The sequence below is a fragment of the Lysobacter sp. ESA13C genome (assembly GCF_019970005.1).
Classification (GTDB): domain Bacteria; phylum Pseudomonadota; class Gammaproteobacteria; order Xanthomonadales; family Xanthomonadaceae; genus Lysobacter; species Lysobacter antibioticus_B.
In genome coordinates, this window is sequence record NZ_JAHXYK010000001.1 from 540,471 (window position 1) to 561,453 (window position 20,983).

Consider the following 20,983-nt stretch of genomic DNA (forward strand, 5'->3'; position numbering starts at 1 on the left):
CCGTACGGAACTCGGCCGCCCCGATTCAGGCGCGATCTGCGACCGCCTGCGCATTTCGCCTTCGCGCCGGTTCCACCCGAATGGGCGATCGGCGGATGCCCCGGCCGAGGCGATCATCGCTGCCTAACCGCTCGCCATCGCAGGGCCTGAGACTCACCCCGTTAGACTAGACACCCATCTGCGGCTGCGCGGACAGGCTGCGATCGGTATCGACCCACCGGCTCCGAACCCAGCGGCGTCGAATCGCCTGCTTCCCCCGCCTGCTCCACACCGCCCACCCCGGGCGCCTGGCCCCAAGGCCTTCTCCAAGAGTTTCCCGATGCCCCTGACCGCTGCCCTCGTTGCCATCCTGTTCGCCTTGTCGATCGGCGCCGCGCTCGCCTGGCTGCTGGCCCGGGCCGGAGCCGCGCGTGCGTTGGAGGCGGCGCGCGCGGAGCTGGGCACGCAGTTGAATGCGGCCAACCAGGAACGGGCCCAGTTGCAGGAGCGCGCTGCGCGCATTCCGGAGTTGCAGTCGCGTCTTGGCGAGCTCGAAAGTCTGCGCGATCAGTTGGTGCGCGACAGCGGCGTGCTGCGCGAGTCGATCGGCCGCGTCGGCGCCGAGTTGGCCAAGGAGCAGGACAGCCTGCGCGTGGCGCGGACGAACCTGGAAGAGACCGAGCGCGTGCGCGATCGTCACGCCGCCGAGGCCCAACGTCTGTCGGTGCAGGCCGCCGAATTGGCGACCCAGCTCGACGCCGAGCGCAATCAGTCGCAGGCCAAGATCGCCCAATTGCGCGAAGTGCGCGAAGAACTGACCTCCGAGTTCAAGAACCTCGCCAACGACATCCTCGAAGAGAAGAGCAAGCGCTTCACCGAGCAGAACCGCAGCCATCTCGGCTTGCTGCTCGACCCGCTGCAGAAGAAGTTGGTCGAGTTCCAAAGCAAGGTCGAGACCGTCTACGACAACGAGACCCGCGACCGCACCGCGCTCGGCGAGCAGGTCCGTCAGCTCATGGCCTTGAACCAGTCGCTCAGCGACGACGCCAAGAACCTCACCAGCGCGCTCAAGGGGTCGAGCAAGGCGCAGGGCGCCTGGGGCGAGTTGATCCTCGAACGCGTGCTGGAGTCGGCCGGGTTGCGCAAGGGCGAGGAGTACGACGTCCAGGAAAGCCACAACAGCGAGGACGGCGAACGCCGTCCCGACGTCACCGTCCATCTGCCCGAGGACCGGCATCTGGTGATCGACTCCAAGGTCTCGCTGACCGCGTACGAGGAGTACGCGAGCGGCGAAGACGACGAGCAGCGCGCGCGCGCGCTCAAGCGCCACCTGGACTCGGTGCGCGCGCACATGCGCGGGCTGTCGGAGAAGCGCTACCAGGAGCTTTACGGCCTGCGCTCGCTCGATTTCGTGTTGATGTTCGTGCCGATCGAGCCGGCCTTCATGCTTGCCGTCACCAACGACCGCAACCTGTTCATGGACGGATGGCAGCGCAACGTGCTGATGGTCAGCCCGTCGACCTTGCTGTTCGTGGTGCGCACCGTCGCGCATCTGTGGCGGCAGGAAGCGCAGAACCGCAATGCCCAGGAAATCGCCAAGCGCGGTGCGCAGCTCTACGACCGGTTATGCGCCTTCGTCGCCGACCTGGAGAAAGTCGGCGACCGCATCGGCCAGGCCAAGGACAGCTTCGACGCCGCGCGCGACAAGCTCAGCCGCAACAAGGGCAGTGTGATCCGCCAGGCCGAGATGCTGAAGGACATGGGCGTGAAACCGAACAAGGCCTTGCCGCCGAAGTTGGTCGAGTTGTCGGCCGACGAGGACGCTGCCTCGGAAGACGGCGAAGAGGGCGTGCGGCCGATCGAAGGGGCCGCGGGCTTGTTGCCGCTCGGCGGGGATGAAGCGCCGCAGGCTTGAGGTCGCGATACCGCTAAAGCAGAACGGCCCGGATTCGCATCCGGGCCGTTCGTCGTTACAGGGTGCAGCGAGGCGATCGCGCGGCTCAGCGACCGCCGTCGGTCGGCATCACCGGCATCGCATCGGCCGGCACGCTCGGGTTGCTGTCGTCCTGCAGGTATTCCGGCAGGGCGCTGTCGCCGTTCTTGTCGAGACGGTCGCCGAAGATCTGATAGTCGCGGCGCTGGGTCCAGGAGTCGCGGACCAGGGCGTATTCGTCCTCGGCGCCGTCGCGCAGGCTGTCGAGCGGCAGCAACTGGGCGCGCACGTCGACCAGTTGCAGGCCCTGCAGCGGGATGCGGATGCGGTCGCGTTCGACGTGGCGCAGGGGGCTCAACGGGGCATCGCCGAGGGCGCCGAACGAGTCGCGCACGGTGCGCGGGCCGAAGAACGGCAGCTCGACATAGCGCGAGCGCTTCCAGCCCCACACGCCCAGGGTCTGGCCGAAGTCTTCGCTGCGGTTGGGCAGCTTGGCGTCGCTGGCCGGATCGAAGATGCCGCCGATGCCGAGGGTGGTGTTGAGCGCGAAGCGGCCGAGCGCCTGCGCGGCCTGCTTGGGCTTGCCCTGCAGCAGCGCGTTGAGGATCGACACCGGCTGGCCGAGGTTGTTGAAGAAGTTGCTGACGCCCAGGCGCACCGGACGCGGCACGACCTTGGAGTAGGCGCGCGCGAGCGGACGGGCGACGCCGCGATCCACCGCCATGTTGAAGCGGTGCATCTTGCGGTTGTACTTCTCCCACGGGTCGAACGCGCCCGGGACCGAAGCCGGCGCCGGCAGGGTCGGGTCGGCGACCGGGTCGTATTCCTGCGCCGGGGTGCCGTAGAGGGCATCGAAATCGCGCTCGGCCTCGGTGCGCTGGTCGTCGGCCGCGCTCGGCTCGACCGCGGCGGTGGCCGGCGGCGGCACGGCTTCGGCGGCCGGCGCATTCGGATCGGGCTGTGCCGGTTGGACCTGGCTCGTTTCGACCTGGGCGAGGGCGTAGTCGAGCGCGGGCTCGGCGGTCGCCGCCTGCGTCGTGTCGACCGTCGTCGTCGCGGCGTCGGCGGGCGCGAGGGTTTCGGTCGGTGCGGTCGCGAGCGCAGCGTCGGTTTGCGCCGTGGCGCTTACGACGGCCGCTTCGGCAACGGAGGCCGGGTTCGCGTCCTGCGCGAAAGCCGGTACGGAATGCAGCGCGGCCAAAGCCAGGCCGAGCGAGAGTGAGAGTGCGTGGGGGCGCATGGTTGCAGTCTAGTCTTCCGGGACAACGGGTGGGGGCAGCCAGGCCGGATCCGTCGGCATTGGCGACCGCAACAGGAGAGTTCTGCGACGGAGTTTGTGTATCGGCGACCGGAACTCGAGAGCCTGAACTTAGCGACCGAAACCGAGCGCGTCGTCGAGCCGGTAGGCCGCGCGCAATTCGCTCAGCCCGGCCGGCGTGCCGACCACTTCGACGCCCTCGACCTGCGCGGCCAGCTCGGCCAACAGCGCCAGGCCGGCGCTGTCGACGGTACTCACCGCACTCAGGTCGAAACGGCGCACGCCGCTCACGAGTGCGCGCGCCTGCGACCACAGCGTCGCCGCCGCGGCGCGGTCGAGCGCGCCGCTGAACACCAGCGCCTCGCCGTCCTTGCGCACGTCGGCGGCGTCGCGGTCCGTCGCTGCGTCCATGCTCAGTTGCCGCTCGCCTGGGCCTGCAGCTTGCCGGCCTTGAGGTCCTTGGCGACCTGGGCGATCGACTTCTGGTTCAGCGGCGTGTCGAACTGATTGCGGAAGGTCTGTACGAAGCTCACGCCTTCGACCATCACGTCGAACACCTTCCACTGCGCGCCGTTCTTGCGCAGCAGGTAGTCGACCGGAATCGGCTCGCCGCCCTGGCGCAGGAATTCGCTGGAGACCTTGACGATGGCGCCGCCGCGCAACGGGGTCTCGGACTTGATGCGCACCTTGAGCTTGGTGTTGAAGTCGAGCAGGGCCGAGCCGTAGCGCTGCATCAGGCTGCCGGTGAGGGCATCGGCGAACGCGGCGACGTCGGCATCGGAAGCGCCGCGGCCGTGCGTGCCCAGGACCAGGCGCGCGGCGTAGTCGCGGTCGAACACCTGGGTGAACTCGGTCGAGATGAACTGGCTGAGCGCGGCGCGGTTCTTGCTGAACTCGGGGCGGCGCGCTTCCAGGGTCGACAGGATGCGGGTGCTGTTGGCCAGCACCATCGCGCTCGGCGTGCCGGCGGCGGGTGCGGTGCCCGGCGCCGCGGTGACCTGGGCGAGGGCGAGCGAGGGAGCGCCGGCGAGCAGGGCCGAGGCGAGGACGATGGAGATCAGTGAACGCTTCATTTCTTGGTCTCGTCGGTGGAGGGGGCGGCTTCGCCCTGGAGATAGTCGGGAACGCCGGCGTCGGCGGGCTTGGCGGCCGAATCGCCGGCCGCATTGCCGCCTTGTGCGCCACCGCCGCTGAACATGTACTTGCCGACCAGCTGGATCAGGTCGACGGCCGGCTGGGTCAGGTAGATCTCGTCGCCGGGCTTGAGGTTGTCCGGGTCGCCGCCCGGGGTCAGGCCGATATAGCTTTCGCCGAGCAGGCCGCTGGTAAAGATGCCGGCGGCGGTGTCGGCCGACAGGTTCCGGTAGCGGTTGTCGATCGCCAGGGTCACGATCGAGCTGTACTTGACCGGGTCGAGCGAGATGTCGGCGACCTGGCCCACGGTCACGCCGCCGATCTTGACCGGTGCGTTCGGGCGCAGCGCGCCGATGGTGGTGAAGCGCGCGGTGATCTCGTAGCTGCTGCGGCCGAAGCCGAACTTGCCGTTGGTGGAGGCGATCGCCAGCACCAGCAGCGAAGCCAGGGCGAGCAGCAGGAATGCGCCTACGGCGAATTCGATGCGGGGACTGCGGACGGACATGGCATCACCTTGGGGATAAAGCCCGCGCGGTTCGGCGCGGCGATGTAACGGTTGGTCTACGACGTGTCGAACAAAACCTGGGTTCGGGCCCCTCTCCCAGCGGCGGCGACCGCAGGGAGTGCAAGGCTGAGAGGGGTTGGGGGAGGGCGGCGCGCTTGCGCAGCTTCGACCTCGTCCCTGCCCTCATCCGGCCCGGGCTACCTTACTTACTTGAACAGCAGCGCCGACATCACGAAGTTGAACATCAGCACCAGCAGCGAGGCGTTGACCACGGCGCGGGTCGTCGCCACCGAGGTGCCCTCGATGGTCGGCTCGGCGTGGTAGCCGACATAGGCCGCGACCAGGGCCGCGGTCGCGCCGAACACCGCCGACTTCACGAAGGCCATCAGGAAGTCGTCGAAGAAATCGACGCTGTCCTTCAGCACCTGCCAGAAGATCCCCGATTCGATGCCGATCACGTGCACCGACTCGAAATAGCTGGCGCTGATCGCCAGGCTGCAGAAGAAGCCGGTCAGCAGCGGTACGCACAGCACCGCCGCCCAGAAGCGCGGCGCCACCGCCTTGGCGATCGGGTCGATCGCCATCAGGCCGAGCGCGGTGATCTGGTCGGTCGCGCGCATCAGGCCCAGTTCGGCGGCGATCGAGCTGCCGGCGCGGCCGATGAACAGCAGCGCGGTCAGCACCGGGCCGAGCTCGCGATACATGCCCAGGCCGAGCATGGCGCTGACCTGGTTGGCGGCGCCGTAGGTATCGAGCGCGCGATAGCCCAGCAAAGTCACCGATAAGCCTACGAACGCGCCGCCAACAGCAATGATCGGCAGCGAACGTGCGCCTATCTTGTAGATTTCACGGGTCAGCTCGCGGAAGAAGTCGCGGGTCGGCTTGGACGCGCGCAGCACCGACAGCGAGAACAGGCCGGCGCGGCCCAGCGAGCGGGTCGCAGCGATGAAGGGCATCAGGCGGCCTCCGTGGTGGTGCGCGGTGCGGCGTCGAAGCCGATCGGGCCGTCTGGTTCGCCGAGCAGGAATTGGCGCACCAGCGGGTCCTGGCTGCGTTCGAGTTCGCTCGGCGTGCCCGAGAACACGATCCCGCCGTTGGCGATCACGATGGCGTGGTCGGCGACCGGCAGGGTCTCGTGGACATGATGGGTGACCACGATGCTGGTCAGGCCGAGGGTGTCGTTGAGGCGGCGCACCAGGCTCATGACCACGCCCGAGGCGATCGGGTCCAGCCCGGTCAGTGGCTCGTCGTAGATCATCAGCGGCGGGTCCAGCGCCAGCGCGCGCGCCAGCGCGACCCGGCGCGCCATGCCGCCGGACAGCTCGCGCGGGAAAGCATCGGCGGCGGCGTGCAGGCCGACCGCGTGCAGCTTCATCAGTACCAGGCGCTGGATCAGCGCCTTCGGCAGGCGGGTGTGCGCGCGCAGCGGCAGGGCGACGTTCTCGGCTGCGGTCAGGTCGGTCAGCAGGCCGTTGCCCTGCAGCAGCACGCCGATGCCCTTGCGCAGTTCGAGCAGCTCGCGCTGATCCTGCGGCACCTGCTGGCCGAACACCTCGACCGTACCCGCGGCCGGGGCGAGTTCGCCGGTCAGGGCCGACAGCAGGGTCGACTTGCCGCTGCCCGAGGGGCCCAGCACCGCGACGATGCTGCCGCGCGGCACCGACAGGTTGATCCCGCGCAGCACGCTGCGGCCGCCGCGGTCGAGGCGGAGGTCGGTCAGGCGGACGATGGGCGGTTCGGTCGTCATGCGGTAGGACTGTCCGTGTACGAGGGCGATGAGACGGTCGGACGAGGCTGCAAAACGGCGCAGCTTGGCCCAGCCAGGCTGAACCGGGGTGGAGCGTCGGCCATTGTCGCAGGTTAGGCGGCTTCGCTCGCGGCGGTGGCGGGACGGAGCGTTCGGCCGTCGTCGCATCGTCGAGGCAGGGTGGCCGGCGGCGATTAAAACGGTTTTAAGTGTGTCGAGGGGTGTGGAGGCAAGGAGCAAAGGCAAAGGCAAAGGCAAATCCCCCCTGGCCCCCCTTTTCAAAGGAAGGGAGGTGATCTGGGAGTTGCGCATCGGTCGAGAAGGGAGTCGTTCCGGGGTACATGCAGAACGAGTACTCATCGGCGAAGGTCGGACTTGCGACGATGTGCACATCGATTCGTTGTCGGTGGCGAGCGCCACCCGAAGCGCGCTTCACATCGCACCCAGCGCCAACGACCCGAAGCCTCCCCCTTTGAGTAGGGGGGCAAGGGGGATTTGCTTCGACGCCTCTTCGACCACCACGCCCGCAATCGTTCCCGCAAACGCCACAACCGGCCGCAGCGCATCCGGCGCCCTTGCGGCAAGATGGCGGGATGCCCGCGCGCGCCGATTTCCGTCTCTACCATTCCAATGCGCTGGACGTGCTGGCGGGCCTGCTCGCGCAGGAGTTGCGCACGCCGGCGCCGGGGCAGCCCTTGCTGGCGCCGGACGTGATCCTGATCCCGCAAGTGGCGATGCGGCGTTGGCTGCAGGCCACGCTGGCCCAGGCCTACGGCATCGCCGCGAACCTGGAATTCCTGACCCCGGGCGAATTCGTCCAGCGCGCGCTGGACGCCAATGCGACCGACCAGGACCGCGACCACCCCGGCGAGGACCTCGATGCCCAGGCCCTGCGCTGGTGCTTGTACGACGTGTTGTCGCAACCGGGGCAAATGCGCGAGCCGGCTCTGGCGCCGCTGCGCGCCTATCTCGAGGGCGACGACCCGCTGAAGTCGTGGTCGCTGTCGGGCGAGTTGGCCTCGCTGTTCGAGAAATACCAGGCCTGGCGCCGCGACTGGCTGCTGGCCTGGGACGCCGGCCACGAACGCAACGATCCGCAGGCGGCGTTGTGGCGACGCGTCGCCGCCGGCCGCCGCTACCGCGCGCGCCGCATCGACGATTACCTGACCCGATTCCAGGGCGAGGCCGGCATCGCGCATCCGCCGCGCGGGCTGCCGCCACGCTTGTTCGCCTTCGCCACCCTCAACGTCTCGCCCGACGTGCTGCGGATGATCGCGACCCAGTCGATCGCCGGCACCCTGCACTTCTATCTGCCGACCCCGACGCGCAAGTACTGGGGCGACCTGGGCACCCTGGCCGAACGCCTGCGCCTGGGCGAGGACGCCGCCTTCGGCGACGACGACAACCCGCTGCTGCAGGCCTGGGGCGCGGCCGGCCGCGATTTCATGGCGGTGCTCGGCGGCTACGAAGTGGTGCACCCCTCCGGCGAAATCGCCGCCTACGCCGATCCCGAAGAAAGCCGTCACGACGACCCCTCGCGCGACAGCCTGCTGCAGCGCCTGCAACGCGACCTGCTGCATCGGCGCGCGCTGCCGGCGACGCCGTGGCGCGAGCGGGTCGACCGCGGCGACGCCAGCCTGCAGGTGCATGCCTGCCACACCCGTTTGCGCGAAGTGCAGGTGCTGCACGATCAATTGCAGGGCCTGCTCGATCCGAACTCGACCGAGGGCCGGCGTTTCGACCCGCCACTGCAGCCGCGCGAGATCGCGGTGCTGGCGCCCGACATCGATCCCTACGCGCCGCACATCGCCGCGGTGTTCGGCGGCCTGGCCGGGCGCGCGGGTTTCATTCCGTATGCCTTGGCCGATGCCAGCCCGCTCGCGTCCGAGCCGCTCGCGGAAGTGTTCCTGCGTCTGCTGGCCTTGCCGGTCTCGCGCTTCGGCTTGAGCGAAATCCTCGACCTGTTGGCGACGCCGGCGATCGCCGACCAGGCCGGCCTCGACGGCGCCGGCCTCGAACGCCTGCGCACCTGGCTGCAGAACGCCGGCGCGCGCTGGGGCATCGACGCCGCCCACCGCAGCCGCCACGACGCCCCCGGCGACGACGCTTACACCTGGGCCTTCGCGCTCGACCGCCTGCTGCTCGGCCACGCCGCCGGCGACGGCGCCGCGCCCGACGAGATGATCGCCGGCATCGCGCCCTATGCCGAACTCGAAGGCGCCTCGCTGGACGCGCTGGATGCGCTGATCCGTTTGCTGCGGGTGTTGGCGCGCTTCGAGCGTGCGCTCGATGCCGAGTTGAGCCCGGCGCACTGGTCCGACCGCCTGCTCGGCCTGTTGCGGGCGATGCTGCCCGAACGCCCGCGCGACGCCACCGACCAGCGCACCCTCGAGCGCCTGCGCAACCTGATCGAAAGCTTCGCTCGCGACGCCGCCAAGGCCGGCTTCGAAGGCACGGTCGGCGCGGAGGTCGTGCGCAGCCATTTCCGCGCCGCGCTCGCCGAAGCCGACACGCGCGCGCCGCTGCTGACCGGCGGCGTCAGCTTCGGCCGCATGGTGCCGATGCGCCTGATTCCGTTCCGGGTGATCTGCCTGCTCGGCATGAACGACGGCGACTACCCGCGCCGCGACCCGGCCGGCGGCCTCAACCGGCTTGCCGCCGAACTCGGCACCGCCGCGCGCCGCCACGGCGACCGCTCGCTGCGCGACGACGACCGTTTCTTGTTCCTGCAATTGTTCGGCGCCGCCTCCGACAGCTTCTATCTGAGTTACCTCGGCGCCGATCCGCGCGACGGCAGCCAGCGCGAACCGTCGACCCTGGTTTCGGAACTGCTCGATGTGGCCGCGCGCTACCACGCCGATCCGGCCGCGGCGCGCAACGAATTCGTGGTGCGAGAACCGCTGCAGCCATTCGCCGCGGCCGCATTCGGCGCCGGCGAGCGCGAGCCGGAGCCGCGCCGTTTCAGTTACCGCGCCGAATGGCGGCCGGCGGTCGACGCCGGCGCGCTCGGTCTGCGCGGCGAGATCGGCCCTTGGCTCAACGAGCCCTTGCCGCCCGATCCCGACGCCGCCGACGACGGCAGCGTGAACTATCAAGACCTGCGCAGTTTCCTGCGCGACCCGCCGACCGCGTTCCTGCGCCAGCGCCTCGGCCTGCGCCTGCCCGACGAGATCGACAGCAGCGACGACGTCGAGCCGCTGGTGCTGCCCGGGCCCGGCCTGTTCCGCCAACAATTGCAGCGCGCGGTGTTCGACGACCTGATCGCCGGCGGTGGACGCATCGATCGCGAGCGTTTGCAGGCGACGTTGCGCGCGCGCGCGCTGTTGCCGTCCGGCCCGCTCGGCCGGCGCCAACTCGATGCCTTGCTCGGGCAGGTGCGGCCCTATGCCGACGCCTTCGCCGGCTGGCGCAGCGGTGAGGCGGAAGCGTTGCCGTTCGAACTCGAGCTCGGCGATGCGCGTCTGCTCGGCCGGCTCGACGACGTCTACGCCGGCGGTCTGGCGCGTCTGCGTTTCGACAGCCTGCACGGGCCGTCGCAGATCGCCCACGGGCTCGACTGGCTGGTGCTGTCGGCGCTCGGCGACCGGCGCCCGCTGGCCCAGTTCGCCCAGATCGACGGCGGCCCCGGGCCGCATTTGCGCGAGGCGCTGGCGCCGGCCGAGGCCCAGGCCGCGTTGCGCAGCCTGCTGCGCCTGCGCGACTACGGCCTGCGTGCGCCGTTGCCCTTCCTGCCGCGCGCCGGCTGGCTCTGGTACGAAGCCGCCGCCCAGGACAAGGACGGCTGGGGCAAGGCCGAGAGCCAATGGCACGGCAGCCCGCGCAGTTGGGGCGAGGCGACCACGCCCGGCGCGCGCCTGGCCTTGCGCGGGCGCGATCCGTTCCGTGACCCGATGTTGGGCGAAGAATTCCGCGAGATCGCCAAGCTGGTGTTCGGCGCCGTCGTCCACGGCCGCGACGAAGGCGGCGGCGCATGAACGCCGTGCGCGATCCTTTCCTGGAACTGCCGCTCGACGGCCTGCGCCTGATCGAGGCCAGCGCCGGCACCGGCAAGACCTACACCCTGGCGACCCTGGTCACGCGCCTGGTGATCGAACGCGAGCTGCGCATCGGCGAGATCCTCGCGGTGACCTTCACCGACGCCGCCACCCAGGAACTACGCGAGCGCCTGCGCCGGCGCCTGCTGTTGGCCGCGCGCATCGCCGCCGACGACCCGGCCCTGCCGCGCGACGGCGACGACAGCGAGCGCGCGCTGACGCGCAGCCTGGTCGAGGCCCAGGCGGCGCAGGAAGGCGCCGCGCCTTTGCGCGTGCGCCTGGCGCGTGCGGCGCGCGAGATCGACTTGGCCGCGGTGGTTACCATCCACGGTTTCTGCGCGCGGGTGCTGGCCGAGCACGCGCTCGAAACCGGGCAGCCGTTCGCGGCGCCGGAAATGATCGGCAGCGAGCGCGAACTGCACGACGAGATCGCGGTGGACCTGTGGCGCGCCTTCGGCAGCGACGCGACTGCGGCCGAACTGCTGTCGCTGCAATGGCCGGGCGGCCCGCCTTCGCTTGCGGCCGATCTCGGCCCCTTGCTGCGCACGCCGCAGTTGCTGCCGCCGGTGCCGTTGGAGTCGGTCGATCCCTTGCCGGCGCTGGAACAGGCCGCGCAAACGCTGAACGCCGCTTTCGTCGAGCACGGCGATGAAGCCTGCGCGCGCCTCGACGCCGCCATCGCCGCCAAGGTGCTCAACGGCAACAGTTATCGCGCGACGCTGCCGCGCGAGTTGTGGCTGCTGCTGAGCCAATGGTGCGCGCACGGCGATGCCGGCCAGGCGCTGGACCCGCGCATCGAACGGTTGACGCCGGCGACCCTGGCCGCACGTACCAACAAGGGCAAGGAGGCGGCGACGCCGTCGTCGCCGCTGTTCGACGCCGTCGCCGCTTACCTCGACGCCGCCGGGCTGCGCGCGCAATGGCTGGCCGCGCAGGCGGTGGCCCTGGTCCACCAAGTGCGCGAGGCAGCGGGCAAGCGTCTGAGCGAACTCAAGCGCGTGCGCCGCGTGCAGAGCTTCGACGACCTGATCGCCGACGTCGCCGCCGCCTTGGATGGGCCGCACGGCGATGCGCTGGCCGAACGCCTGCGCGAGCAGTACGCGGTGGCCTTGGTCGACGAATTCCAGGACACCGACGCGCGCCAGTGGCGGATCTTCGAGCGGGTGTTCGGCGAACGCGCGCTGTTCCTGATCGGCGACCCCAAGCAGGCGATCTACGGCTTCCGCGGCGGCGACGTGCACACCTATCTGAGCGCGGCCCAGCGCGCCGAAGAGGCGCCGCCGCTGGATCACAACTTCCGTTCGCGGCCGTCGCTGCTGCGTGCGGTGTCGGCGCTGTATGCGCAGGCCGGCGAGGCGGCCTTCATCGACCCGCGTATCCGCTTCCGCGAAGTCCAGCCCGGCGGCGCGGTTGCCGATGCCGACCTGCAACGCCACGGCGCGACCGCGCCGGCGCTGACTTTGCGCCGCTTGCCCGCGCCCGACGACGGCCGCAAGAAGCCCGAATGGAATGCGCCGGAATCGCGCGAACTCGCCACCCGCGCCTGCGTCGCCGCGATCCACGCCTGGTTGCGCGATGCGCGCGACGGCCGCGCCGAGATCGCCGGCCGGCCGGTGCAGCCGGCCGACATCGCCGTGCTGGTGCGCAGCCACGACGAGGCCGCGCGCATCCAGCAGGCCTTGATCGCCGCCGGCATTCCCGCGGTCGCGGCCGGGCGACGCAGCCTGTTCGCGACCGAGCAGGCACTGGACGTGTTGAGCCTGTTCGATGCCTTGCTGCACCCCGGCGACGGCGGCCGCCTGCGCGCCGCGCTCGCGACCGCCTTGATCGGCCTGGATGCGACCGCGATCGCGCGCTTGTCCGAGGACGAGCCCTGGCAACGCGATTGGCAGATGCGCGCGCTGGGCTGGCGCGAGCGTTGGCAGCGGCATGGGCCCTTGGCCTTGATCGCCGACCTGTGCGCCGAGCAGGCGCCGCGCCTGCTGACCCTGGCCGACGGCGAGCGCCGCCTGACCAATCTGATGCAACTCGGCGAAACCCTGCAGGAAGCCGATACCCGCTCGCTCGGCCTGCACGGCCTGCGCGATTGGCTGCGCCTGCGTATCGCCGAGGCCGACGACAGCGACGAGAAACAGCAGCTGCGTTTGGAATCGGATGCGCGCCGGGTGCAGATCCTGACCCTGCACAAGAGCAAGGGCCTGGAGTTCGGCCTGGTGTTTCTGCCCTTCATCGCGATCGGCCGCGAGCCGCGCGGCGGGCGCTTGTGCGAATACCCCGACCCGGAACTGGGCCGGGTGTTGCAGTTGCAGACCGAGGTGGTCGACCCGCGCGCGCCCGACTGGGACAGCGCGCGCGAACGCGCCGCGATCGAATCGCGCTCCGAAGACGCGCGCCTGCTCTACGTCGGCCTGACCCGCGCGCGGCATGCGCTGTGGCTGGCGAGCGGCCCCTTGTATCTGGCGCCGGCCTCGCCGTTGCTGGCGATGGTGGCCGACCCCGAAGCGCTCGCCGCCGGCCATGCCGGCGAGATCGTCATCGACGACGGCGCGCTCGAAGCCGCGCCCACGCCGCTGTTGCCGGCCGCGTCCGGCGCGGTGCCGCCGGCGCGCACCGCGCGACGCAATCTGGCGCGCGACTGGTGGGTCTACAGCTTTACCCAGCTCACCAACGAGGCCAGCGGCGGCGATGCGCCCTTGGTGGCGCTGGACGAACGCGGCGCCGAGGACGAACCCGAGACCACCCCGGCCTTGCTGACGCCCGCCGATGCGCGCTTCTCCGGCAGCCGCTTCGGCAACGTCGTCCACGACGCGCTCGAACGCGTCGATTTCGGCGCCTGGCGCGATTGGACGCCGGGCCAGGCCGAGCCGGCGGGCGAGGGCGAAGTGCTGGCGTCGGCCTTGCGCACCGAAGGCTATACCGAGGCCGACATCGACGAGGGCTTGCCGGTGCTGGCCTCGCTGGTCGGCCTGACCCTGACCGCCGCGCTGCCGGAAGGCGCGCGCCTGTGCGAGGTGCCCGAGCGCGAACGCCGCGCCGAGATGGAGTTCCACTTCGCCCTGGAATCGGCGCCGATCGACGCCTTGCTCGACGCCATGCATGCGCACGGCTGGCTGCGCGAGCGCCAGGCCTTCGGTCTGCGGCGCCGGCTCGAAGGCCTGATGACCGGCAAGATCGACCTGGTCTATGTCCACGACGGCCGCTATTACGTGCTCGACTACAAGACCAACCGCCTGCCCGCTTACGACGCCGCGCACGTCGAGCGGGCGATGGACGAAAGCGAGTACACCCTGCAATCGCTGATCTACACCATCGCCCTGCACCGCTGGTTGCGTTTCCGCCTCGGCGAGGCCTACGACTACGCCCGCGACTTCGGCGGCGTGCGCTATCTGTTCTGCCGCGGCCTCGACCCCGAAGACCCGGCCGCGGGCCTGTACGCGCACCAGCCGGCGCGCGCGTTGGTCGATGCGGTCGATGCCTTGTTCGCAGGACGCGGGGGTGGGGCATGAGCCTGCTCGACACGCTGTACCGCGAAGGCGCCTTGCGCACGATCGATCACGCGTTGGCGCAGGCCCTGCGCCGGCTCGACCGCGACACGCCGGACTGGGTGCTAGCGGCGGCGGCGCTGGCCTCGCAGGCGATCGCCCACGGCCATGCCGCCTTCGATCCGACCCAGCCGTGGCTGTTGAGCGATGCGGCGATCGACTGGCCGCCCGCGGACGAGTGGTTGGCGGCATTGCGCGACTCGCGTTGGATCGCGACGCCCACCGACGGCGCCGTCGCGCATCGCGACGCACCGCTGGTGCTGGAGCGCGGCCTGCTGTATCTGCGCCGTTATCGCGAATACGAACGCCGGCTCGCCGCCGGCCTGCGCCGGATCGCCGCCTCGGTGCCGCCGGCGCCGGACCTCGCGGCCCTGGCGCCGTTGTTCGCGGCGCTGTTTCCGAACGCGCGCGACGACGACCGTCAGGCGCGCGCGGCGGCGGTGGCCTTGCTGCAATCGCTGTTGCTCGCTACCGGCGGCCCCGGTACCGGCAAGACCACCACCATCGCGCGCCTGCTGCTGTTGTTGATCGCGCAGGCCGATGCCGAAGGCGTGGATCCACCGCGGATCGCGTTGGCGGCGCCGACCGGGCGCGCTGCCGAACGCATGGCCGAGAGCCTGCGCACGGCGGCGTCGCGGCTGCGCGGCCTCGACGGTGTCGATGCGGCGTTGTGCGAGGCTTTGCCGGTCGAAGCCAGCACCCTGCACCGTTTGCTCGGCAGCGTGCGCGACAGCCCGCGCTTTATGCACGACGCCAGCCGGCCCTTGCCGTTCGACATCGTCGTGGTCGACGAGGCCTCGATGGTCGACCTGCCGTTGATGTGCAAGTTGGTCGAGGCGGTGGCCAACGGCGCCCGCCTGATCCTGCTCGGCGACCGCGACCAACTGCCCTCGGTCGAAGCCGGCGACGTGCTCGCCGCGATCGTCGATGCCGCCGGCGACGACGACGGCCTGCCGTTGGCGCTCGCGGAGCGGTTGCGGCCTTTGCTCGGCGATGCCTTGCCGGTGCAGCCCGACCCGACCCCGCTCGGCGCCTACCGGGTGCATCTGCGGCGCGGCTATCGCCAGGCCGACAGCCTGGAACTGGCGCCTTTGGCCGAGGCCACGCGCGCCGGCGATGCCGATGCGGTGCTCGCTTTGTTGCGTGGCGGCCGCCTGGCCGGCGTGCATTTCCACGAGGACGTGCACGACCCGCTCAGCGGCAACGGCCGCGAACTGCTGCTGCCGACCTGGCGCGCACTGGCCGGTGTAACCGATCCGCTGGAAGCGCTGACGCTGGCGGCGCGCCTGCGTCTGCTGACCGCCTTGCGCGATGGCGGTCAGGGCGCGGCGCCGTTGAACGCACGCATCGAAGAAGCCCTGGCCGGCGCGCATCGACCGCCGTACTTCCATGGCCGCTTGCTGCTGATCACCGAGAACAGCTATCGCCATGGTTTGTTCAACGGCGACATCGGCGTCTGCCTGCGCGCGGACGCGAGCGTTCGCCCGGCCGGTGCGCGCGAACCAGACGGCAGTGCGGCGACCACCGTGGCCTGGTTCGCCGGCGGCAGCGACGGCGTGCGCGGCTTCCATCCCTCTGCCTTGCCTGCGCACGGCGGCGCCTTCGCGATGACCGTGCACAAGGCCCAGGGCTCCGAGTTCGACAGCGTCTGGCTGCAACTGCCGAGGCAGGATGCGCGCCATCTGTCGCGCGAGTTGCTCTACACCGGCATGACCCGGGCGCGGCAGTCGCTGCACATCGCCGCCAGCGAGCCGGTGCTGAGGCAGGCGTTATCGAGGCATGCGGCGCGGGTGACGGGATTGGCGTGGCGGTTGGGCGGGTGAGGGTTTTGTTCCCCGCTTTTCGCTGTCGCGGTACGCGGCGCGGGCGGCGGCGTTTGCGTGGCGGTTAGGTGAGGTTTTTCCCCCTTTGAAAAAGGGGGGGGAGGGGGGATTTGCGGTTGCCTTTGTTGTTGCTGTGCGCGGCTTGGCACTAGCGAAGGCCATCGAAGACCCGGAGGGCGGCCTGCAGGGATGCAGGCCGTTTTTCATCGGGACAGGGATGTCCCGTATGAAAAATCCCTGCGTCGGCAACGATCGTGCGGGCTTGTGATTCAAAGAAAAGCATTTTTCTTTGGTTACCTTTCTTTTGTTGCTTATGACAAAAGAAAGTAACCCGCCGCTTTAGTGGCGGAAGCTTTTATCGTTTGATTTTAATATCGCTCGATTGTTCGATGCGCCGCAAGACCTTCGCAGCGCGGTCGCGACTTGCGTCGCTCCTACAGGGGAAGGATTCGCGACGTGTCCTTCACACGCACACACACTTCAAGCAAGAGCAGAGCTTCCGTCCGCTGACGCGGCCGGGTTACTTTCTTTTGCTGGCCCAAAAGAAAGGTAACCAAAGAAAAGGGCTTTCCTTGCAAGGGCACAGGCCACGAGTGCGATGCGCGCGCCGGGATTTTCCGATAAGACGTCCCTGTCTTATCGGAAAACGCCGCACGTCCTGTGCGGCGCCCTCCGGGTCTCCACTTGACCGGTAAAGCGGCAAAGCAGATCAAAATCTCGGCAACGGCAACGGCAACGGCAACGGCAACGGCAACGGCAACGGCAACGGCAACGGCAACCAGGCTGCGACGTCGCAACCACGCCGCCGATCCGGATCAGATCGGCGCCACGCTCACACCAATGCCGCATCCTCGTCGCTCGGGGTGTCGTCCTTGCGCGCGACATCCTCGGTCGTCTTGGCCGCGCGGGCCGGTTTGCCGCGCAGGTCGACGGCTTCGGCGATCGCCTCGATCGCTTCGACCACCGGCACGGCGATGGTGCGCTGGTCGTTGGCTTCCTTCGCCAGGCCGTGGGCGAGCGCGGCTTCGGCTTCTTCGGAGGCTTTGCGGAAGCGCTTGGCGTCCGGACACAGCACCTGCATGTAGTCGGCGTCGAAGTTCAGGCGCTCGACCAAAAAGTCGACGAAGGCCCGTACCTTGGGAGACTGCACCTGGCCGCGCGGGAACACGGCGTTGAACTCGTATTCCGGGCCGGTCCAGCCGGCCAGCACGCGCTGCACGTAGCCCTGTTCGGCGAAGGCCTTGACGGTGACGTCGGCGGCCAGCATCAGCGCTTCGCCGCACAGCAGGGCGCCGCGCAGCGGGCCCGGGTCGTTGGCGACCATGACCGGGTCGATCACGTAGTCGACGTTGCGCTCGCCGTCGTTGAGCGTCCACACGTATTCGTTGTTGCGGCGCGATTTCGGCATCGCCAGGGTGCGGTGATGGCGCAGGTCGTCGGGGTGCAGCGGTTCGCCGTGGCGGGCCAGGTAGTTCGGGCTGGCGTAGATCTGGGTGCGGAAGATCGCCAGCCGCCGCTTGATCAGGTTGGAGTCGGGCAGGTCGCCGACCCGCAGCGCCACGTCGATGCCCTTGTCGATCAGATCGACGGTGTCGTTGCTGAGGTTCATCTCCACCCGCACTTCCGGATGGCGCGCATGGAACTCGCCGAGCAAGGGCGCGATCCAGGTGATGCCGACCGAATACGGCGCGGTGATGCGCAGCCAGCCGCGCGGGCCGCCCTGCAGTTGGCCGACCGCGCTCTCGGCCTCGTCCAGTTCGCGGGCGATGCGCTGGCAGTGCTCGAAGTACAGGTTGCCGGCCTCGGTCAGGCCGAGCTTGCGGGTCGTGCGATGCAGCAGCTGCGCGCCGAGCCGGGTTTCGAGTTCCTGGACCTTGCGGCTGACCGTGGTCTTGGGAAGGCGCAGGACGCGGGCGGCGGCGATGAAGCTGCCGCTCTCGACCACCTTGACGAAGATCAGGGTGTCGTTGAGATCGTGAGCCATGGGCAATGGCCTCCGTAAGGGTGTGGATCGAACGGGAGCCTGCCGCGCGCCGCGCCTTGCACCGGCGTCGCGGGGGTTCTCGTCAGTTCAAAAACTCGATGTCTGTAGCAGGTGCGGTTGCGGGTGACGGCTGTCATGGCGCCTTGCTGACCCCCTCCACTGCCCGGGCGGGACGGCGGCGGCGACAGTAACGGCATCGTCGCGGGCTGCGAGCAAGCTCGATCCCGCGTCTCCCACGTCCCTGCCGTCATGTCTGGGGCCGGCTGTGGGGCATTCAAGGAGGCAGAGAGGGCATTGGCCCGATGTCGGGACAATTATTCCCTGAATCAGTGGCTAATCAAGTGCCGTCCATCTCTCTACTCTTTGCCGCAGATCGACACGAGGCCCCCCGCCATGTTGAGCCCCCGACAAGCCCGATTCGCGTTTCTCCCACTAATGCTGGTGGCCATGTCCGCCCTGATCGGGCTGGCCGTGGTCGTGTTCCGCCAAGGCCTGGCGCAAGGCGCCGAAGAGGCCTGGATGCTGGCCTGGGTGCTGGCCTTCATCATCGCGCTGCCCTCGGCGATGCTGCTGTTGCCGGCCGTCAGCGCGGTGTTGGCACATTACACCCGGGGTCATTCCGGGAATGACACTCGTCATGGGATCATCCCGATGACGGGAGAGAAAGTCCCGGGAGCGGGACAATGAAAGCTCCTTTGGTTGTACTCGGTGCCACCGGCGGTGTCGGTCGCGGGGTCGTCCAGGCCGCCCTCGACGGCGGCCGGCCGGTCATCGCGGTCGCCCGCCAGGCCAGCGAACTGAAAGTGCTCAAGGCCAGCTTCCCCCACGCCGACCTGACCACGATCGCCGGTTCGGTGAGCAACGACCCCGCCGGCGCCAAGCTCGCCCGCGCCCTGCGCAAACTCGGCCGTCCCCTGGCCGGAGTGGTCGCGGCGGTGTGCGGCAGCGCCGAACGCGGCCGCCTGCTCGACAACCCGGCCGAGTTCCTGCGCCGCAAGCTCGACGAGGATCTCCTCCCCCACCTCGCCGCAGCGCGCCACCTGCTGCCCCTGCTGGCCGAACACGATCGCGGCGGCACCTACGTGCTGATCGGCGGTCCCGGCAGCGAGCATCCCTGGGCCGGTTACGGTCACCGTTCGATCGGTGCCGCGGCCCTGCGCATGCTCGCGCGCGTGTTGCACGACGAAGCGCGCCAGCTGGCGGTCCGCGTGCAGTTGCTCGCGGTCGATACGCCGGTGTGCACCGAGTTCAACCAACGCAACGCCTGTCCGGAATGGCCGAGCGCCCTGTCGGTCGGCCAGCGCGCGCTGGCCCTGATCGACCACGACGCCGACAGCGAACCGCCGCATGCGGTGGTGCCGTACGCCTCGCGCGTGGCACCGCCGCCGCAGTTGCCGCCGCGCGCCGCGCGCGTCCCCTCAGCGCCCGCCAGCCGCCTGCCAGCCGGTGCCCCCGCCTATCCCACCACCGCCCGTCCCACCCCTAAATCGGCTTCAACCGATGCGTGTTCGCAAGATCCGGACAGCACCGCCGACGAAACCGCGCAACGCTGCCTGCAGGACGCGCGCGCACTGTTGAAGTCGTTGACCTCCAAGAATCCCAAACAGGAACCCACCCCCCGATGAGCACCAGCAACTACTTCGCCCGTTCCGGCCGCGCCGGCGTCGGGCTCTCCGTGCTCGCGCTGGCCGCGAGCGTCGTCATTGCCCTGGCCGCGGTCGGTTGCGGCAGCCAGGCCGCCACCCCCGAAGGCGCGCCGCCGCCGCCGGAAGTCAGCGTCGCCCAGGTCCTGAGCAAGCAGGTCCGGCAGTGGGACGAGTTCACCGGCCGCGTCACAGCGGTGGAATCGGTCGAACTGCGCGCCCGCGTCAGCGGTTACGTCGAGCGCGTGGCCTACCAGGAAGGCCAGGAGGTCAAGAAGGGCGATCTGCTGTTCGTGATCGACCAGCGCCGTTATCGCGCCGAGCTCAACCGCGCCCAGGCCGAACTGGAACGCGCGCGCGCCGAAGCGCGTCTGGCCCAGACCCAGGACAAGCGCGCCCAGACCCTGGTAGAGGCCAAGGCGATCTCGCGCGAAGAGTTCGAGACCCGCCGCGCCGCGACCACCCAGGGCAACGCCTCGGTCCGCGCCGCCGAAGCCGCGGTGGCTTCGGCCCAGCTCGATCTGACCTTCACCGAAGTGCGTGCGCCGATCAGCGGCCGCGCCGGTCGCGCCCTGGTCACCGTGGGCAACCTCGCCCAGGCCGACCAGACCCAGCTGACCACGCTGGTTTCGCAGAACCCGATGTACGTCTATTTCGAAAGCGACGAGCAGACCTACCTGCGCTACAACGAGCTGGCCCGCAAGGGCGAGCGCAAGGACAGCAAGAACCCGGTCCGTATCGGTCTGGCCAGCGAAACCGGCTATCCGCACCAGGGCATGGTCGACTTCACCGACAACCAGGTCGACCCGCGCACCGGCACCATCCGCGCCCGCGCGGTGGTCGACAACACCGACCGCATCTTCACCCAGGGTTTGTTCGCGCGCGTCCAGCTCGAAGGCACCGGCGATTTCAAGGCCATGTTGGTCGACGACAAGGCCGTGCTGACCGACCAGGACCGCAAGTACGTCTACGTGCTCGGCCCGAAGAACGAGGCCCTGCGCAAGGACATCGTGCTCGGCCGCATGATCGACGGGCTGCGCGTGGTCGAATCGGGCCTGGCGCCGACCGACAAGGTCATCGTCCACGGCGTGCAGAAGGTGTTCTTCCCGGGCATGCCGGTGGCGCCGAAGACCATTGCGATGGGCGCGCCGGCACCGGGCCCGCAGGTCGCGAGCACGGCCGGGGCGAAATAACCGCGGCGGCGTTCGAAGGTAAGAAACCGCGAAGCCCGCACCCCGTCATCCCCGCGAACGCGGGGATCCGGGGCCCTTCGGGCGAGACGTTCGAAGTCTCCGGGGTTCTCGCATTCGCGGGAACGACGAGCAGACCCGAACGCGCTCAGGGTTTCGAAGCAATCAAGGCCCACGTCCCCACGGCGTGGGCCCGGGAATCATGCGGCTC

14 protein-coding genes are annotated in these 20,983 nt (G+C 69.6%); 7 read left to right on the plus strand and 7 right to left on the minus strand.

The genetic code is table 11. From position 1 onward, the window contains the following. The first annotated feature begins 319 nt into the window (after positions 1–319). Positions 320–1,894: a DNA recombination protein RmuC gene (rmuC, locus tag LC490_RS02495; protein ID WP_223619180.1), complete on the plus strand. Its 1,575-nt coding sequence runs from the start codon at positions 320–322 to the stop codon at positions 1,892–1,894. 85 nt (positions 1,895–1,979) lie between these two features. Here rmuC and LC490_RS02500 read toward each other — a convergent pair whose 3' ends face one another. The 6 genes from LC490_RS02500 to LC490_RS02525 form a co-directional block, all read right to left on the minus strand. Beyond that, entirely contained in the window at positions 1,980–3,152 is a 1,173-nt protein-coding gene (locus LC490_RS02500) for a VacJ family lipoprotein (RefSeq protein ID WP_223619181.1), read from the minus strand. Positions 3,153–3,281: 129 nt separating this feature from the next. Beyond that, positions 3,282–3,581 carry an STAS domain-containing protein gene (locus LC490_RS02505; RefSeq protein ID WP_031373845.1) on the minus strand — a complete coding sequence of 100 codons (300 nt, stop codon included), beginning with the start codon at positions 3,579–3,581 and terminating at the stop codon, positions 3,282–3,284. 2 nt (positions 3,582–3,583) lie between these two features. Beyond that, a complete protein-coding gene (locus LC490_RS02510; protein WP_031373844.1) occupies positions 3,584–4,243 on the minus strand; it encodes an ABC transporter substrate-binding protein in 660 nt (219 codons plus the stop codon). Continuing rightward, complete coding sequence (mlaD, locus tag LC490_RS02515; RefSeq protein ID WP_036149641.1) at positions 4,240–4,809, minus strand: outer membrane lipid asymmetry maintenance protein MlaD; 570 nt, start codon at positions 4,807–4,809, stop codon at positions 4,240–4,242. Before mlaD ends, LC490_RS02510 begins: the two co-directional genes overlap by 4 nt. A gap of 206 nt (positions 4,810–5,015) precedes the next feature. After that, positions 5,016–5,765: an MlaE family lipid ABC transporter permease subunit gene (locus tag LC490_RS02520; RefSeq protein WP_031373842.1), complete on the minus strand. Its 750-nt coding sequence runs from the start codon at positions 5,763–5,765 to the stop codon at positions 5,016–5,018. Then, entirely contained in the window at positions 5,765–6,556 is a 792-nt protein-coding gene (locus LC490_RS02525; RefSeq protein WP_223619182.1) for an ATP-binding cassette domain-containing protein, read from the minus strand. The genes LC490_RS02520 and LC490_RS02525 overlap by 1 nt, the downstream gene beginning before the upstream one ends. Before the next feature lie 593 nt (positions 6,557–7,149). On the opposite strand from LC490_RS02525, the gene recC reads away from it, so the two are divergent. Genes recC through recD form a run of 3 tightly spaced genes read left to right on the plus strand, consistent with a single transcriptional unit; the run spans position 7,150 to position 15,955 of the window. Further along, positions 7,150–10,530, plus strand: coding sequence for an exodeoxyribonuclease V subunit gamma (recC, locus tag LC490_RS02530; RefSeq protein WP_223619183.1), 3,381 nt, complete (start codon positions 7,150–7,152; stop codon positions 10,528–10,530). Further along, on the plus strand, positions 10,527–14,096 hold the full coding sequence (gene recB / locus LC490_RS02535; protein ID WP_223619184.1) for an exodeoxyribonuclease V subunit beta: 3,570 nt from the start codon (positions 10,527–10,529) through the stop codon (positions 14,094–14,096). The genes recC and recB overlap by 4 nt, the downstream gene beginning before the upstream one ends. Then, positions 14,093–15,955, plus strand: coding sequence for an exodeoxyribonuclease V subunit alpha (gene recD / locus LC490_RS02540; protein WP_223619185.1), 1,863 nt, complete (start codon positions 14,093–14,095; stop codon positions 15,953–15,955). Before recB ends, recD begins: the two co-directional genes overlap by 4 nt. A gap of 832 nt (positions 15,956–16,787) precedes the next feature. On the opposite strand, the gene LC490_RS02545 is transcribed toward recD, so the two are convergent. After that, positions 16,788–17,939, minus strand: a complete 1,152-nt coding sequence (locus tag LC490_RS02545; protein ID WP_081930812.1) for a LysR family transcriptional regulator — start codon at positions 17,937–17,939, stop codon at positions 16,788–16,790. A 435-nt stretch (positions 17,940–18,374) separates the two neighbouring features. On the opposite strand from LC490_RS02545, the gene LC490_RS02550 reads away from it, so the two are divergent. Genes LC490_RS02550 through LC490_RS02560 form a run of 3 tightly spaced genes read left to right on the plus strand, consistent with a single transcriptional unit; the run spans position 18,375 to position 20,775 of the window. Further along, complete coding sequence (locus tag LC490_RS02550; protein WP_031371811.1) at positions 18,375–18,626, plus strand: DUF2798 domain-containing protein; 252 nt, start codon at positions 18,375–18,377, stop codon at positions 18,624–18,626. Further along, positions 18,623–19,564, plus strand: coding sequence for an SDR family oxidoreductase (locus LC490_RS02555; RefSeq protein ID WP_051884856.1), 942 nt, complete (start codon positions 18,623–18,625; stop codon positions 19,562–19,564). Before LC490_RS02550 ends, LC490_RS02555 begins: the two co-directional genes overlap by 4 nt. Beyond that, positions 19,561–20,775, plus strand: coding sequence for an efflux RND transporter periplasmic adaptor subunit (locus tag LC490_RS02560; RefSeq protein WP_051884854.1), 1,215 nt, complete (start codon positions 19,561–19,563; stop codon positions 20,773–20,775). The genes LC490_RS02555 and LC490_RS02560 overlap by 4 nt, the downstream gene beginning before the upstream one ends. Positions 20,776–20,983: the final 208 nt, after the last annotated feature.

Excerpts from the sequence above, each read along its gene's own strand:
- rmuC (WP_223619180.1), top strand. The coding sequence starts at position 320 with ATGCCCCTGACCGCTGCCCTCGTTGCCATCCTGTTCGCCTTGTCGATC.
- LC490_RS02500 (WP_223619181.1), bottom strand. The coding sequence starts at position 3,152 with ATGCGCCCCCACGCACTCTCACTCTCGCTCGGCCTGGCTTTGGCCGCG.
- LC490_RS02505 (WP_031373845.1), bottom strand. The coding sequence starts at position 3,581 with ATGGACGCAGCGACGGACCGCGACGCCGCCGACGTGCGCAAGGACGGC.
- LC490_RS02510 (WP_031373844.1), bottom strand. The coding sequence starts at position 4,243 with ATGAAGCGTTCACTGATCTCCATCGTCCTCGCCTCGGCCCTGCTCGCC.
- mlaD (WP_036149641.1), bottom strand. The coding sequence starts at position 4,809 with ATGTCCGTCCGCAGTCCCCGCATCGAATTCGCCGTAGGCGCATTCCTG.
- LC490_RS02520 (WP_031373842.1), bottom strand. The coding sequence starts at position 5,765 with ATGCCCTTCATCGCTGCGACCCGCTCGCTGGGCCGCGCCGGCCTGTTC.
- LC490_RS02525 (WP_223619182.1), bottom strand. The coding sequence starts at position 6,556 with ATGACGACCGAACCGCCCATCGTCCGCCTGACCGACCTCCGCCTCGAC.
- recC (WP_223619183.1), top strand. The coding sequence starts at position 7,150 with ATGCCCGCGCGCGCCGATTTCCGTCTCTACCATTCCAATGCGCTGGAC.
- recB (WP_223619184.1), top strand. The coding sequence starts at position 10,527 with ATGAACGCCGTGCGCGATCCTTTCCTGGAACTGCCGCTCGACGGCCTG.
- recD (WP_223619185.1), top strand. The coding sequence starts at position 14,093 with ATGAGCCTGCTCGACACGCTGTACCGCGAAGGCGCCTTGCGCACGATC.
- LC490_RS02545 (WP_081930812.1), bottom strand. The coding sequence starts at position 17,939 with ATGGCTCACGATCTCAACGACACCCTGATCTTCGTCAAGGTGGTCGAG.
- LC490_RS02550 (WP_031371811.1), top strand. The coding sequence starts at position 18,375 with ATGCTGGTGGCCATGTCCGCCCTGATCGGGCTGGCCGTGGTCGTGTTC.
- LC490_RS02555 (WP_051884856.1), top strand. The coding sequence starts at position 18,623 with ATGAAAGCTCCTTTGGTTGTACTCGGTGCCACCGGCGGTGTCGGTCGC.
- LC490_RS02560 (WP_051884854.1), top strand. The coding sequence starts at position 19,561 with ATGAGCACCAGCAACTACTTCGCCCGTTCCGGCCGCGCCGGCGTCGGG.